Origin of the sequence: Roseburia inulinivorans DSM 16841 (assembly GCF_000174195.1) — a bacterium.
Classification (GTDB): Bacteria; Bacillota; Clostridia; order Lachnospirales; family Lachnospiraceae; genus Roseburia; species Roseburia inulinivorans.
Genome location: NZ_ACFY01000096.1, coordinates 88,290 through 104,391, shown reverse-complemented (window position 1 = coordinate 104,391; position 16,102 = coordinate 88,290). Strand labels below are relative to the sequence as shown.

Annotated in this window: 15 protein-coding genes; all 15 read left to right on the top strand. The window is 37.9% G+C overall.

What is annotated here, in order from left to right:
• Positions 1–33: 33 nt before the first annotated feature.
• A complete protein-coding gene (locus tag ROSEINA2194_RS11345) occupies positions 34–540 on the top strand; it encodes a hypothetical protein (protein WP_172727108.1) in 507 nt (168 codons plus the stop codon).
• Between the two features lie 24 nt (positions 541–564).
• Positions 565–2,427 (top strand): polysaccharide biosynthesis protein, encoded by a 1,863-nt coding sequence (locus ROSEINA2194_RS11340; protein WP_007886969.1) that lies wholly within the window; start codon positions 565–567, stop codon positions 2,425–2,427.
• A 258-nt stretch (positions 2,428–2,685) separates the two neighbouring features.
• Positions 2,686–3,114 carry a hypothetical protein gene (locus tag ROSEINA2194_RS11335; protein ID WP_172727107.1) on the top strand — a complete coding sequence of 143 codons (429 nt, stop codon included), beginning with the start codon at positions 2,686–2,688 and terminating at the stop codon, positions 3,112–3,114.
• The gene (locus ROSEINA2194_RS11330; protein WP_007886965.1) at positions 3,096–4,421 is read left to right on the top strand and encodes a DUF2142 domain-containing protein; all 1,326 of its coding nucleotides are present in this window, start codon (positions 3,096–3,098) and stop codon (positions 4,419–4,421) included. The genes ROSEINA2194_RS11335 and ROSEINA2194_RS11330 overlap by 19 nt, the downstream gene beginning before the upstream one ends.
• Before the next feature lie 28 nt (positions 4,422–4,449).
• Positions 4,450–5,076 (top strand): sugar transferase, encoded by a 627-nt coding sequence (locus ROSEINA2194_RS11325; RefSeq protein ID WP_330370438.1) that lies wholly within the window; start codon positions 4,450–4,452, stop codon positions 5,074–5,076.
• 48 nt (positions 5,077–5,124) lie between these two features.
• On the top strand, positions 5,125–6,012 hold the full coding sequence (locus ROSEINA2194_RS11320) for an NAD-dependent epimerase/dehydratase family protein (protein ID WP_007886960.1): 888 nt from the start codon (positions 5,125–5,127) through the stop codon (positions 6,010–6,012).
• Positions 6,005–6,823, top strand: coding sequence for a glycosyltransferase (locus ROSEINA2194_RS11315; protein WP_007886956.1), 819 nt, complete (start codon positions 6,005–6,007; stop codon positions 6,821–6,823). Before ROSEINA2194_RS11320 ends, ROSEINA2194_RS11315 begins: the two co-directional genes overlap by 8 nt.
• A gap of 75 nt (positions 6,824–6,898) precedes the next feature.
• On the top strand, positions 6,899–8,026 hold the full coding sequence (locus ROSEINA2194_RS11310; RefSeq protein ID WP_007886954.1) for a glycosyltransferase family 1 protein: 1,128 nt from the start codon (positions 6,899–6,901) through the stop codon (positions 8,024–8,026).
• A complete protein-coding gene (locus ROSEINA2194_RS11305) occupies positions 8,023–8,859 on the top strand; it encodes a glycosyltransferase family 2 protein (RefSeq protein WP_007886952.1) in 837 nt (278 codons plus the stop codon). The genes ROSEINA2194_RS11310 and ROSEINA2194_RS11305 overlap by 4 nt, the downstream gene beginning before the upstream one ends.
• A 132-nt stretch (positions 8,860–8,991) precedes the next feature.
• Positions 8,992–10,386 (top strand): DUF6032 family protein, encoded by a 1,395-nt coding sequence (locus ROSEINA2194_RS11300; RefSeq protein ID WP_007886946.1) that lies wholly within the window; start codon positions 8,992–8,994, stop codon positions 10,384–10,386.
• The gene (locus ROSEINA2194_RS11295; RefSeq protein ID WP_007886943.1) at positions 10,383–11,348 is read left to right on the top strand and encodes a glycosyltransferase family 2 protein; all 966 of its coding nucleotides are present in this window, start codon (positions 10,383–10,385) and stop codon (positions 11,346–11,348) included. Before ROSEINA2194_RS11300 ends, ROSEINA2194_RS11295 begins: the two co-directional genes overlap by 4 nt.
• Positions 11,349–12,548: a glycosyltransferase family 4 protein gene (locus tag ROSEINA2194_RS11290; protein ID WP_007886941.1), complete on the top strand. Its 1,200-nt coding sequence runs from the start codon at positions 11,349–11,351 to the stop codon at positions 12,546–12,548.
• Positions 12,526–14,061, top strand: a complete 1,536-nt coding sequence (locus ROSEINA2194_RS11285) for an MATE family efflux transporter (protein WP_007886939.1) — start codon at positions 12,526–12,528, stop codon at positions 14,059–14,061. The genes ROSEINA2194_RS11290 and ROSEINA2194_RS11285 overlap by 23 nt, the downstream gene beginning before the upstream one ends.
• On the top strand, positions 14,061–15,182 hold the full coding sequence (locus ROSEINA2194_RS11280) for a polysaccharide pyruvyl transferase family protein (protein WP_007886937.1): 1,122 nt from the start codon (positions 14,061–14,063) through the stop codon (positions 15,180–15,182). The genes ROSEINA2194_RS11285 and ROSEINA2194_RS11280 overlap by 1 nt, the downstream gene beginning before the upstream one ends.
• Positions 15,179–16,090 carry a glycosyltransferase family 2 protein gene (locus tag ROSEINA2194_RS11275; RefSeq protein ID WP_007886935.1) on the top strand — a complete coding sequence of 304 codons (912 nt, stop codon included), beginning with the start codon at positions 15,179–15,181 and terminating at the stop codon, positions 16,088–16,090. The genes ROSEINA2194_RS11280 and ROSEINA2194_RS11275 overlap by 4 nt, the downstream gene beginning before the upstream one ends.
• Positions 16,091–16,102 lie beyond the last annotated feature (12 nt).

The window sequence follows — 16,102 nt, the reverse complement described above, 5'->3', positions numbered from 1 at the left end:
GTGACGCCGGGGATTGCAAATGGCATACTAAATATGAGCGGTCAGAAGACAGATCATTGGATGGTCTATGGAATACTAAACATAGTATCGGTTGTTGGAGTTGCAATGACAGACTATTTGATAAACATACCATCTAAGAAAGAAAAAATAATTGTCATAGTGATATATATTTTACTGATTCAGGCAGGGATGGGATTAAATTATACGTCGCAGCATTTGGAATTTATCACAAACAGTTATAAAATATCAAATGAAGTCATGGAGATCGCTGAACAGTTGGAATTTGTAGAAAAACCAAGAGTTCTTGCACCGGAAGAGGTGGCAGGTGAGCTTCGGGAATATGATACCAGGTTTGCTGTTATTTATGGTGAAGGTTTATCTTTTACCCAGGAGAATCTGGAACAGCTGCAGATAGAAACAGAATCCTATGGCTGCAATTGTCTGGTTATTAATTCTGAGTATGACAATATTGAATTTTTTAATAGCATTGGATTTAGTAAAATTTATAATACAGAACATTATGAAGTATATGCAAAATAATTTATAGAGAAAAGTGGCGGACTTATGAAAAACTTAGATAAAACATTATGGATCAAGAGAATATTTATGGTGCTGATGGATATTTGCATTGTAATATTGACAAGCATCACGGCATTGATTGTAAGATTTGAATTTAGTCTTTCGGCTGTACCAAAGTATTATATTGGTGTTGTATGGAGTTCATTGCCGGCAACGTTAGTGATCGCGATTATTGTATTTTATGTATTTCGTTTGTATAGCAGCCTTTGGGTATATGCAGGGGTAACCGAATTATTGTATCTTGCAGCAGCATGTATTGTAGATACGCTGCTCAATACAGTGACGATTCTTCTGAATTACAGAGATCAGGAGTATCCGCTGCCTAGAAGCTGGTATTTTATTTACGGAACATTATTATTGGCGTTTATGTTTATCAGCCGCTATTCTTATCGGGCAGTCAGAACTTTTTTTGGAAAAAAAGTGGATGAGAAGAATCTTAAGAGAGTGCTTGTAGTAGGTGCCGGAGAAGCAGGAAATTCTATTATCAAGGAAATTTCCGGCAGTCGTTTTGTGAATATGCATATTGTAGGTTTTGTGGATGATGATAAAAGCAAAATTGGAAAATATATGCATGGTGTCAAAGTCCTTGGAGATAGAAATGATATCATAGAAATTGCAAATGAGTATCTTGTAGATGAGATTATTATTGCAATTCCGACAGCGAGTGCAAAAGAGACAAAAGCGATTCTAGATATTTGTAAACAGACCGGCTGTGAATTAAAACGTTTACCGGGTATATATCAGTTGGTAAATGGCGATGTCAGTATCAGTAAATTAAAAGATGTTGATGTAAATGATCTTTTAGGACGTGATCCGATCACGGTTGATCTTGATTCCATTATGGGATATGTTTCTGATAAGGTAGTTATGGTTACTGGTGGAGGGGGGTCGATCGGCAGCGAGTTATGCCGCCAGATCGCATCACACAATCCAAAACAGTTAGTGATCGTTGATATTTATGAAAATACTACATACGATATCCAGCAGGAGCTAAGGAGAAATTACCCGGAACTCGATCTGGTCGTATTGATCGCTTCCGTAAGAAATACAAAGCGCATGGATCTGATTTTTGATAAATATCGTCCGGAGATCGTATATCATGCGGCAGCGCATAAACATGTACCGTTGATGGAAGACAGCCCGAATGAAGCAGTAAAAAATAATGTTTTAGGAACATGGAAAGTGGTTCAGGCCGCAGATAAATACAATGTTAAACGTTTTGTCATGATCTCTACAGATAAGGCAGTAAACCCGACGAATATTATGGGAGCTACCAAGAGAATCTGTGAGATGATTATTCAGACATACAATAATCGTTCTAAGACAGAATATGTAGCAGTCCGATTTGGTAATGTACTTGGAAGCAACGGAAGTGTGATTCCTTTATTTAAGAAGCAGATTGAGGCAGGCGGACCGGTTACCGTTACGCACCCGGATATTATCCGTTATTTTATGACAATACCGGAAGCAGTATCTCTTGTGTTACAGGCAGGAGCCTATGCAAAGGGGGGAGAAATCTTTGTCCTGGATATGGGAGAACCGGTCAAGATCGTAGACCTTGCGAGAAACCTGATACTTCTTTCGGGACATAAACCCGACGAGGATATCCAGATCGTATTTACAGGATTAAGACCAGGCGAAAAACTGTATGAAGAGATGCTCATGAAAGAAGAAGGCATGCAGGAAACAGCCAACAAATTAATTCATATTGGTAAACCGATTCAGATGGATGAAGAGAAGTTTTTAAAACAGTTAGAAGAGATCAAAGAGCATGTGGTAGAAGAACCGGATGATATACGGGAATGGGTGCAGCGTATGGTTCCGACATACTCTATTCAGAATCGGTAGAACCAGAAAACAGGGTATATAATATGGAAAAAATTTGGGAAGTCATCTTAATTCTTGTACTTGCAGGAATGGGATTTATTTTGCAACTTGATAGGAAAAAGGAAAATGGAACAGATAAAACAAATTCTAAAAAATAAAAAAATATATCTTAGAGATTTTATTGCAATTATTGTAATATTTTTCCTATCGTTATTTGTAGAACAGGTATTATTACAGTGGAATTCGTTTAAAAACGAAAAATATGAGCAGACTTTTCAGGTGAGCGAAGTACAAAAGGCAGAGAATAAAGATGGAGAGACAACGTATGATTTTTTATTTGATGGAAGATATGTGAGTTCTATCTATTTGATTTATCAAAGCAAGACGGATATCAGCTCCAGAATGAAAGTGACATTCTATGATGGATATGGACAAAAAGAAGTGATGGAACTGGAAGATACTGCATCATTTTTGCTTGGAAAATCTGCAGTTTGGGTAGATCAGAAAGTTGACAGCCTGAAATTGACAGTGGAAAACAAAGATGCGGATAAGTTAAATTCAATAATATTTGTAAATCACACGGTATTTTCCTGGGCAAAGTTTCTGCTTGTATTTTCAGTATTGTTGCTAAGTTACATATTTGTTTCTCATTGTACTTTTTTGGAAAAAGACCCGAATGGATGTACGCAATGGTATCAGTTGCATTAGGAACGGTGATTATCTTATCAGCACATCATTCATTTGATTCATGGGATGAACAGATTCATTATAATATAGCATATACAGACTCCTGGGTATGGAATTATATGGAGTACAGTGATGCTGTGATGTCAAATGTAGAAATGCGCGTACCAACAGGGGACACGTTAGAGGAAGAACAATGGATAGGAGAATGGCTTAATCAGGCAAATGATACCGTTGTATTGTCATCACAAAAAGGTAGATTTCTCAGATATGGACAAAGGGCTTATCTTCCACAGATATTAGGACTTGGATTAGGAAGAACACTGGGATTGTCTTATGTAGCAACAGTATTTTTAGGAAAGTTTTTTAATTTACTGTTTTGTACAGCTGTCGTTACGTGTGCGATTCGTTTCAGCAAGTATGGAAAACGTACATTGATGTGTGTTGGGTTGCTGCCGACAACGGTATTTCTTTTTTCGTCATTTACATATGATGCATTTGTGATAGCACTTTTAATGTTGGGCATAGCATTGTTTGTAACAGAGTACCTGAGTGAAGAAAAAATTCAAACAAAACGGACGATGGTATCTATTCTTGCTATGGTTGTGGGATGCTTTTCAAAGGCGGTCTATATTCCATTTTTGGCATTATATTGGCTTATGCCGAAGGACAAGTTTTATAGCAGGAGACAAAAGAATCTGTTTAAAGCAGGAATCTTTGTCTTATTAATATTAATGTTTGCGTCCTTTATACTGCCGTTAATAGGTAATGTTACAAGCGGAGCAGAGGTAGGAGATTACCGTGGAGGAGATACGAGCCAGACAAGTCAGTTATCTATGATTTTGGGATATCCGTTGACGTATACAGGAGTTTTGTTGAAATCACTTGGAACAACGTTTGCATCTTATTTTATTGGTTCCAAAGTGCTTGCAAATTTTGCATACCGTGGAATCTATGATGGAATAGGATATTTTGTAGTACTGCTTACGATGTTGTTTACATTTGTGACCGATTTTGGAATGACAGAAAAAACATATGATGCACAGATGAAAAGAAAAATATTGATGATGAAAATATGGAATGCAGTATTAATATTTGGAACAGCATGTCTGGTCTGGACGGCATTATACCTGGATTTTACACCGGTAGGGTCGATGGTAATTAACGGAGTATCACCAAGATATTATTTGCCGCTGATCTTTCCACTGAGTCTCATTTTTATAAACCAAAAAGTGAGATGCAGCATGAAATTAGAGAATTATCAGAGTCTTATAGCGTTTTTAATGCTGATAGGCACAGGTATATCTATTTATTGTCTGATGCTTGCATAATTGCAGATACATGAAAGGAATCAAAAAGATGAGACAATTTACAATGTCACAGAAACTTTATATGGGAGTGAAAAGAATAATTGACATTCTTTTATCGGCGATGGCATTAATTCTGTTATCCTGGTTGTTTTTGATTTTATGCATTGCGATTAAAATTGATAGTAGAGGACCAATCCTTTTTAAACAGAAAAGGGTTGGAATCCATAAGACACACTTTATGATCTACAAATTCAGAACTATGAGAATTGATACGCCAAAGGATATGCCAACCCATATGCTGGCTGATCCGGAACAGTATATTACAAGAGTAGGGAAATTTTTAAGAAAAAGCAGTCTGGATGAATTGCCGCAGATCATCAATATCCTTATGGGAAAGATGAGTATTGTCGGACCAAGACCAGCTTTGTGGAATCAGTATGATTTGATCGAGGAACGTGATAAGTATGGTGCAAATGATGTAATGCCGGGACTGACCGGATGGGCGCAGATCAACGGACGTGATGAGTTGGAGATAGATGTAAAGGCAAAACTGGATGGTGAGTATGTGAAAAAATTTGGATTCATAATGGATCTGAAGTGCTTTTTTGGAACGATCACAGCAGTCTTGTCACACAAAGGTGTTGTGGAAGGTGGAACCGGAGAAATGCATAAATAGCTAGTAGCAGCGGATAAAAAGACATGCTGGGTTATTCGAGGGAAAATAATGGGAAAACAGATTTTGATAACCGGAACCAACAGTTATGTTGGCACTTCATTCAAACAGTATATAGAGAAAAAAAATGGAAACATGCCGTTGGAAGACCGATGGCATGTTACATTTGTTTCTGTGAGAAATTCAGAATGGAAGAAAATGGATTTTTCAAAATATGATACGATCCTCCATGTGGCTGCAATTGTACATCAGAAAGAGCAGCCGGAAATGGAGGCACTCTATTATGCAGTTAATACAAAATTGACAGAAGAACTTGCGGATAAGGCAAAGGCTGAGCGGGTTCGTCAGTTCGTTTTTTTAAGTACGATGAGTGTTTATGGAATGACAATGGGACAGATTACAGAAGAAACAGAATGTACACCGATTACTTTTTATGGAAAAAGCAAGCTTGCCGCAGAACGGTACTTATGTGAGCAAAGAAGTGATACATTCAAAGTAGCAGTTATCAGACCTCCAATGATTTATGGGAAAGCTTGTACCGGAAATTATGCTTCATTGGAGAAGCTGGCGGGCAAGATACCTGTTTTTCCGAGAGTGAGCAATGAGAGAAGCATGATATACATCGAGAATTTGTGCGAGTTCTTATATCGGATTATCAGAGGAGATGCAGATGGTATCTATTGCCCACAAAACAGCCAATATGTGAATACATCAGATATGGTAGCACGGATCGCCGAAAGCTATGGAAGAAGTATATGGCTCGTTCCGGGATTCGAGTGGATCATCGGTAAGCTTACCGGAAGAGTTAACATATTCTCAAAGGTTTTTGGCAGCCTGACCTATGACCGGAAACTATCATTTCAGGAAGAAATGGGAGAGTATGAAGTGGTGGATTTTCTGGAGAGTATAAAAAAATCTAAGGAGATAGAATATGAGTAAAATATCCGTATTGATGTCTGTTTATAAAAAAGAAAATCCAGAATATTTAAGAGCGTCATTAGAAAGTATATTAGTTCAGACGAGGACTGCAGATGAAATTCTTCTGATCGAAGATGGACCTCTGACACAGGAATTATATCAGGTAGTGGCGGAGTATCAGAAAAAATGTGATTATCTCCACGTGCATGCTATGGAACAGAATGTTCAGCTTGGTCGTGCACTGGCAAAAGGAGTGGAATTATGCCAATATGATCTGATTGCAAGAATGGACACGGATGATATTGCGATGCCGGATCGATTAGAGAAAGAGGGGGCATATATGGAAGCACATCCTGAAGTGGATGTGGTAGGTGGTGCTATCCGGGAATTTAATGATGAAGGAACCATAGACCGCGTTAAGAACATGCCAAAGACTCAGGAAGCGATTTTAGAGTATGTGAAAGTGCGTAATCCATTAAATCACATGACAGTTATGTATAGGAAAGATTCTATTTTAAAAGCGGGAAATTATAAACATTTTCCATTTCTGGAGGACTATTCTCTATGGAGTAGGATGTTGTCACAGGGATATCAGTTCCGGAACATGGAAGATATACTTGTCCGGGCGAGAACAAGCATGGGATTAGTAAAGCGAAGAAGTGGATGGGCTTATTACAAGGATTTTCAAAAACTTAGAAAACAGCAGCACGAGTTAGGAATTACAAATACGTTTGAATATATAAAGGCGCAGGTTGGAACTTTTGTTGTACTCATGATGCCGGGGTGGATGAAGGAGTACTCTTATAAGAGATTTTTGCGCAAATCTGAATAACTAAGAAAAAATTCATAGAAAAATTCTTTTGTGTAAAGAAAATTATGCTATAAATGCTTAAAGGGTAAGGCATAAATGGAGGAAAAAATCATGCGTGTAGCCCGTGTGCTGGAGATCATTGGAAAACGCCCGGTGGGCGGTGTCGGGACAGTGATGCTCAATTATCAGAGACATATGAATATGGAACGTGTCCAGATGGATTATCTGATCTTCGGAGAGCAGGAAGAGACATTTGATAAAGAAGTGAAAAAACTTGGCTCAAGAGTCTATACTTATCCGGTATTGTCCGGCAGACAGATGAGACAGACAAAGAAATATTTTGAACAGTTTTTTTCAGAACATCACAGTGAATATGATATTGTTCATCTGCATGCACCCTACATTGCATTTTTATGCCTGCCGGTTGCTGCAAAGTATGGAATCAGTCATCGAATTGTACATAGCCATGCAACTGTATATGCGGAGAGTAAAGGAAAAGCGGTGCGGAATAGAATGCTTTGGAGCATATCTCAAAAGTACATTACCGATCGGATCGGATGCTCGCAGGCAGCAGGAGCGTTCCTTTTTGGCAAAAAAGATTATACTGTGTTGAAAAATGCGATCTGCTGTGATGAATATGCTTATAACGAAACAGCAAGAAATGAAATCAGAACACAGTATCAGGCAAAAGATAAGCTTGTTATTGGAAATGTAGGCCGGTTCTGCCAACAGAAAAACCAGATGTATCTGGTAGATATTTTTTCGGAGATACGAAAAATCCACAAAGACAGTGTATTATGGCTGGTGGGAGATGGTGAGTTACGCCCACAGATTGAGGAGAAAATAAAACAACTTGGGTTGATAAATTCAGTAAAAATATTCGGAATGGTGGATAACACCGGAGAGTTATATCAGGCAATGGATGTCATGGTCATGCCATCTTTATTCGAAGGGCTGCCAATGACTGGCGTAGAAGCACAGGCATGCGGTCTGCCATGTGTGTTTTCTGATACGATCACCAGAGAAGTGGATGTGATGGGCAGTCCATTCCTGTCTCTGGAGGAAAGTAAGGCAGAATGGGCGAAGACAGCGGTAAGAGCGGCAGGACGCTATAAAGACAACGGAAAGGCAAGACGAAGTTTTGGAAAAGAGCTTGCAGAACATGGATTTGATATCCGTGTGGAGGCGGGGCGATTAGAAGAAATGTATGAGGAGATGAAATGAAACCATTAATCAGTGTGATTGTGCCAATCTATAAAGTAGAAAAATACCTTACAATCTGTGTTGATTCGTTACTCCGTCAGAGTTATGGAAATTTGGAAATTATTTTGGTAGATGACGGGTCTCCGGATGAGTGTCCGGCAATCTGTGACCAATATCAGAACAAAGACAATCGAATCAAAGTGATACATAAGAAAAATGGTGGATTGTCTGATGCAAGAAATGCCGGATTGGATATTGCGCAGGGAGAGTATGTGGCGTTCGTTGATTCAGATGATTTTATTGATGAGGATTATATCTGTAAACTGTATGATGCATTACAGCAGAATCGGGCATCAATTGCAGTTTGCGGAATTCAGATAATAGATGAGAGTAATAAAGTTACAGAGCAAATATGTGTGACACAGGATAAGAAGCAGGAGCTTTATACGGGAAGAGAGATTATAAAAAAAGAGCTTCAGGGTGAATGGGTACTAGTTACAGCATGGGGGGCTTTGTATGATGCTAAAATTTTTAAAGAACTGCGTTTCCCATGTGGAAGACATTATGAAGATGAGTATGTGTTTGTATCTGTTTTTGAGAATCAGGAATGTGTGGTGTGTATTCCGGAGAATATATACTACTATCTACAACGTGCAGATTCCATTATGGGAGTTACTTATAAAAAACAGGATTGCATGGATTATTTTGAAATGTGGCATGAGCGGATAGATTATTTTCAGACAAAAGAAGACAGAGAACTTCTGGCACCTGTGATACAGAGCTGTCTGGCATGGAATGTGCTTTATCTTGCAATGAATGGGCAAGTTATGGAAGAACCGGAAAAAGATTATTGAAAAAGATATTCGAAAGTATTTCTGGAAAATTTTTGCAAAGCCATATCTCTATAATTTGAAAGAGAACATGAAACTTGCAGTGAAATGTGTGATGGTATTAATGAATGATAAGAGTTTAGGAAAGCGGTATGTATGACAAAAAAAATGTTTCAGGTGACACGAGCCGGGATGGTCGCAGTCACGATATTTATCTGTCTGAATCTTCTGTTGGATAAAAAAGTTATGGTTGGAGATGGACATATCTGGGAGCGGTGTGCATGGCTTTTGATATCGTTAGTGGCGTTTTTAGCAGTGTCTGTTCTTTATGAGAAAAAGCGAAAAATATTCAGTGTAGGGTATTTGTTTCTACTGATTAACGTGTTTATTGACGGAGTTTTATGTCCGGGGTATTTTACAGATAGCAGATTAAGGGAGATGGAAAGAGAGGGAGTGCAGGAACCACAGGATTTCTTTCTACTTTATTTGGGAGTATATTTTATTATTATGGCAGTAATATTCCTATATCTGTTATGTGTGAAACAGACGACAGATGAAGTGAAACAGAGTGATTTTATAAGGTATAAGAGGGCGGATGATATCACTGTTTTCTTAATGGGAATTGTTATTTTGTTTTTGAATTTTAGATTGGGGACAGCTGGACTTGTGCTATATGTTCCGGTTTTCTGTTACTTTGCAGCCAGATTCTTATGTACACACGGAAATCTTAATTTGTATACAGTGGGTGGTCTTTTAGGAGGTTTATATTGCCTTTATCAGGTAAGAACCAATCGATTCCTTTTTATTCAATATATCATGCCGCTGTTATTAATCTTCTTTCTCTTTGCGGCAGTGAATGATAATTATAAAAAAGGAAAAAAGATAGTTCCGTTATTGATTTTCGGGATTTTTATTGTTATGGCATATGGAATGGTATCTGAATTGGTGAAGTTAAATCTCTATTATGACAGGAGCTATAATATATTAAGTGAGATTACAAATTTCAAAAGTATTTATGATTCATGTGTAAGACAGGTTTATAGGCTATTTGGTGTCTGGACGGAGCTTGGAGGTAATATTATCCAACATGTGAAGGTACACGGTTTTTTCCATGGAATTACTTACGTGAAGAGTTTTGCGGGATATTTCGGATTCGAATATGTGAGTCTGCCGCTTCTTTCGGCAAAATATATTTCAGCATCTTATGCACAGCCTGGACTTATTGCAGAAGGCTATGCAAATTTCGGAGTAGTTGGTGCGGTGATAAATATGTTGATTCCATTTGCAATTGCAGAAGGAAGTCTTACATATTTCTTAAAGAAAAGAAATGTATTGGCACTTTGTATTTTATCTGTTCCATATACCAAATTGTTATTTGATGGTGGTACGATTAATAATATGATTTTTGGAATTACAACTTGTATTCTGGCTTTTGCTTTTTCCATTTTCTTACACTGGATTGGAGTAGTACTTCATGGATATGGCAGTGGTGATATTCATTTTACAAAGAGAAAGAGTGTAGAAGATCGGACAGATGAGGAAAATATATGAATGATTTAATAACAATTGTTGTGCCTGTATACAATGTTGAAAAATATCTGCCCCATACACTGGAGAGTATTTGTGGACAAACTTATACAAATCTTCAAATTTTGTTGATAGATGACGGTTCTACAGATGACAGTCTTGCAGTTTGTCATAAATGGGCACGACAGGATAACAGAATTCAGGTTTATGAGCAGGAAAATCAAGGTGTTTCAAGAACAAGAAATAAAGGAATACAATTGGCAATAGGAAAATATGTGATGTTTCTGGATGCAGATGATTGGGTTGAAGCAGATATGCTGGAAAGTCTGTATCGGTTGGCTGAGGTAGATCATGCAGATGTAGCATGCTGCTTGCTTCGGGAAGAAAATCAACTGGAAGAAAAGGATAACTGCACTATAACTGAACGTACAATTATTCATGGAAAAAACAAAACAGAGAGTGGTCTTGCACTGCTTACTGTGTGGGGACCGGTGTGTAAGTTATATCGCAAAGATTTAATTGAAAATATTCAGTTTGAAGAATATAAAGTGGCAGAGGACTTATTGTTTAACACGAATGTGGTTTGTTCCGAAAAATTTGAGAGAGCTTCATTGATTCAATATCCATTTTATCATTATATGATTTATGCTGGAAGTGCGATGAAGCAGGAATTTCAGGATAAATATCTGGAAGCTATGAGAGTGGAAGAATTGTGTTATGAGAAATTAACGAAAATCTCACCGGAATTTGCAGATATTAATCTGATAGGGTGCAGTGTAAGCAGGGTATTTGAAAAATATGCTGCATTGTCTCCAGAGAAGAAAAAACAGTACAAAGCTGAATTCAAATATTGCAAAAAATTTGCAAGAGAACATAAGAATGCACTTTTGCAGACAAAAGACAGGCATCGGAAGATTTCAGGATGGCTGAAAGTATATATACCAGATTTCTATTTGTGGACATTATCACGACGTATGAGAGGATAAATGAGTGAAAAAATAGCATTAGTATTGCCGGAAGCAGGTCCGGTACCAGCTATCAGGGGTGGGGCAATTGAAGAACTGTTGACCATACTTGTAGAACAAAACGAAATAGAACACCGGGTACAGTTTATGGTATTTTGTGCGGACAATGAGCAGGCGAGGGCGATTGCAGAGAAGTATAAGTATTCGAAAATTATATATCTTCCAAAGACAACATTGGCAGATCGTCTGATCAATCGTGTGATACGTTACAGTAATCGGATTATTAAGAACAAGACATGGATTGATATTGCTTATTATCGCAGAGTATTTCGTTATCTGAAAGAATACAGACCGGATGCAATTGTTGCAGAAGGTGGATTATATCATGAATTCAAACGTTTTGCACAGGAATTCGGAAAAGAGAATGTATATCTTCATATTCACCATCACCTTTTGTGCGAGCCATATATTGATCATATTTACGGAAGTGTGATTGGAATCAGTCAGTTTGCAACAAGAGAGTGGATGCGGACAACTGAGGATAAAGATGTAAAAGCTTACACAGTATATAATTGTGTGAATGAGGATAAATTTAAGAAAAGGATCACGCCAGAAGAGCGGGAAAGAATCCGGGGAGAATTTGGATTTAAGAGGGACGATACTATCCTGCTTTTCTGTGGAAGAATTATAGAGGTAAAAGGTGTGAGAGAGTTACTTCAGGCAGTTATTAATTTAAAGCGGCCGGATATAAAACTTCTCATGATAGGAAGTGCTGGGTTTGGCGGTAATGTGGTGACACCTTATGTGCAGGAAGTACAGAAACTGGTGGAGAAAGCCGGAGAGCGTGTGAAGTTTACCGGATATATTGAGAATCAGAAATTATATCGGTACTATCAGTCGGCAGATATCCAGGTTATTCCATCTCTGTGGGAAGAGGCAGCGGGTCTGATTGCTATTGAGGGAATGCTTTCCGGACTGCCCCTTATTATTACGAAATCCGGTGGAATGATAGAGTATGCCCCCTCAAATGTGGCTGTATGGATAGATAGAGATAATATTATTCCGAATCTGGAAGCTGCAATCATACAGTTGGCAGATGATAAAGAAAAGCGGAAAGAGATGAGTGAGTTATCTTTGGAGCAGGCGAAAGAATTTCCGAAAAAGAAATTTTACGAAGATTATATAGAGGTTTTTGAACATGAAGGAACTAGGAAAAGATAAGGCACTTATCATAAATACAATCGCAAGCTTTGTGACATTTGTTGTAGGACTTGGCATCGCATTTTTCTTTACACCATTTCTGACCGATACGGTAGGGGAAGAAGCATATGGGTTTGTAAGTCTTGGAAATAATGTAATTAACTATATTACAATTCTCACGGTAGCGCTGAACTCAGTAGCGGGAAGATTTATCACAATCGAATATCATCAGGGGAAAAAGAAAGAAGCGAATGAGTATTTCTCGTCTGTATTAATGGCTAATATAGCAATCATACCAGTAATTCTTGCAGTTGCAGTACCGGTGATCTTAAATGCGGAGAAACTGTTAGATATTCCGGTTGAACTGGAAGAATCGGTAAAGCTTTTATTTTTCTTCATTCTGTTTAATTTTATTATTACTTTGATTAGTACGGTATATAATGTAGCAACTTTTATTACCAATAGATTATATTTAAGCAGTATTGCCAATATTGTGACGGCATTACTCCGTGTGTTTTTAATGTGTCTGCTGTTTGGTATGCTGCCTCCAAATGTAGCCTATATTGGAATCGTAACCTGTATTTGTACGTTTGTTGGGCTGGTAATGAATATGTACTATACAAGACTGCTTGTACCTGATATACGATTGAAAAAGTGTTATGTTCATTGGATCAAGGTAAAAGAACTTATCAGTGCTGGAATGTGGAACTCTATTTCCAGACTGTCGCAGGTTCTTTCGGATGGACTGGATCTGGTAATTACAAATATCTGGATCAGTGCCTATCTGATGGGGGAACTATCTATCGCACAACAGATACCAACCTATATTTCAACACTGACCAATACACTTATTAATCTGTTTAGCCCGAATCTTACTATGTACTATGCGAAGGACGATACAGAAGCAGTGGTAAAGGAATTGAAGCTTTCCATGAAGTTTTCTTCCTTTTTTGTGAATATTATTTTTTGTATTCTTGTTATTTTCGGGAAATATTTCATGCAGCTATGGGTGCCGAATCAGGATGTGAATCTGATTTATTCTCTTCTTGTGGTGATCATGATGAGTCTTCTGGTTTCCGGTGTAACAACATCCTTAAACAACGTATTCCTTGTGACAAACAGGTTGAAGGTGAATTCTATTTTCTGGTTGATCATCAGTTTTACTAATGTACTTTTGGTGTTCATCTTCTTAAACACTACATCACTTGGAATTTATGCGGTAGCAGGGGTAAGCAAGGTAACGGGAATTCTTGGAAACCTTATCTTTGTACCTCTGTATGCGTGCAAATGCCTTAAGATAAAATGGAATACTTTTTATCCAATTATTTTCAGGTATATTGGAACGACATTTATTATGATGATCGTATTTTTTGGAATTAAAAGACTATATGTATTGCCAATTAACTGGATAACATTTTTTGTAGTATGTGTGATCGCAGGATTTGCTGGATGTATTGTTAACTTTTTTGTATTATTGAATCATACGGAAAGAAGTATTATGAAAAATAAAATTATGGCGAGGGTAAGAAAATAATGGATGAAAAGAAAAAAATTGGAATTCTGACGTTTCATAACGCACATAATTATGGGGCAGTATTACAGGCGTATGCATTGAAAACAAAATTGAACCGAATGGGATATAAGGCAAAGATTTTAAATTATCAGAATCCCTATATTGCGAGATTATACCGAAAAGGCATTCATATTGATTTTTGGAAGAGAGACATTCTGCCATCAAGATGGGGCAAGGTATTTCACGAAGTGGGTGAGAACCTCTATGGATTGAAGGAATGGAAGAATCAGTGGACTTCATTTGAAAAATTTATAGGAGAGAAACTGCTAGACGGACAGGAAAAGAAATTGACATTGAATGACCTTGCAAAGGAGCGGTGCGATGTTTATATTCTGGGAAGTGATCAGATATGGGCAAGGGAACTGACACATGGTTTTGACCCGGCATATTTTGGACAATTTGCACCGGGATGTAAGAAAATCTCCTATGCAGCGAGTGTGCCAAACGGAAGTATACCTGAGGCGGAGCAGGCTTATTTTGAACAGGCATTAAAGAGTCTTGCACATATATCCGTAAGGGAAGAGAAACTTGCACGGGTAGTTGAGAAATTGACAGGAAAAGAAGTTACTACAGTTGTGGATCCGACACTTCTTTTAGAGAGGGCAGATTATGAGGATTTATTATATGAAGAGCCGTTGGTAAAGGAAAAATACATATTTGCCTATTTTGTGGTAGAGGATGAGTTGTTGGGCAAATGCGCAGAAAAAGCGGCAGCAGTGCTCGGATATCGACTGATTGAGTTACATTATAAAAAAACACCGAAACTGAAAAGTGAGAATATGATTTTTGATGCGGGACCGAGAGAGTTTCTGACGTATATTCGTGATGCAGAAATGATATTTACCAATTCTTTTCACGGAACGGTTTTCTCCATTCTCTTTCAAAAAAAGTTTTATAGTGTATACAAAGAGAATGGACGTATCAGCAATCTGCTTGCATTTCTGAATTTGGAAGAAAGGCATATAACGGCTGAAGATGCAATGAACTACGCAGATGGGATTGATTATACTCATGTGGGGGATAAACTTTGTAATTACAGAAGGCAGTCTGTTGAATATCTTAAGAAAGGGATTGAACAATGAGAGTCATAGAAGAATTTTCTTTTGATGAAGAACCGGGAAAAACACAGGTGAAATCAAATATTACAGAATCTGTGGAAAAACCAAATATTTCTATTGTGACACCATTTTACAATGCAGAGCAGAATTTCATACAGACATATTATTGTGTGGTCAATCAGAGTATGGAGGCGTTTGAATGGATAATTGTAGACGATGGAAGTTCAAGACCATCTGCAGTTGAGCTGTTAGAGGAATATGGGAAAAAGGATGCCCGTATCCGTGTAATTCATCAGAAAAATCAAGGACAGTCCGTGGCAAAAAACAACGGGATAAAAAACAGCAGGGCAGACATCATAGCATTTTTGGATGCTGATGATTTAATAGAACCGTTTTATCTGGAAATTTTATATAAAGCATTGAACGAGTATCCAGATGCAGCTTGGAGTTATACAGATCTTGTTGGATTTGGCAGTCAGAGATATATCTGGTGTAAGCCCTTTTCGGCAGGTCGAATGACGTTTAATAATACACTGGTGAATGCAGCACTGTTTCGCAAGAGTGATTTAGAGGAGGTTGGATGCTTCCCGGAAAAATGGAAGCATTACGATGAGGACTGGGCACTCTATCTGAAATTGTTAAGAGCGGGAAAACATCCGGTTCATGTGCCGATAATTGGATTCTGGTATCGCCGGAGTAATACAGGAATGCAGCAGACTGTAAGAAAAAATGAAAATCTTAGGAAACAGTCGGATGATTATATCGCAGATATTGCAAAAAAAGTAGATATTCATATAAAAGGGGAAGAATATGAAGGAAAACTGCCACAGGAAGCTGTAAAGACAGGTTTCAATAGTAAAGAACGGATTCTTGCGAAAATCCTTTCCAATAATCTGGGAGTGAAAATAATCTCCAGTATGTACCGGCACTAATTTGTATTGCCG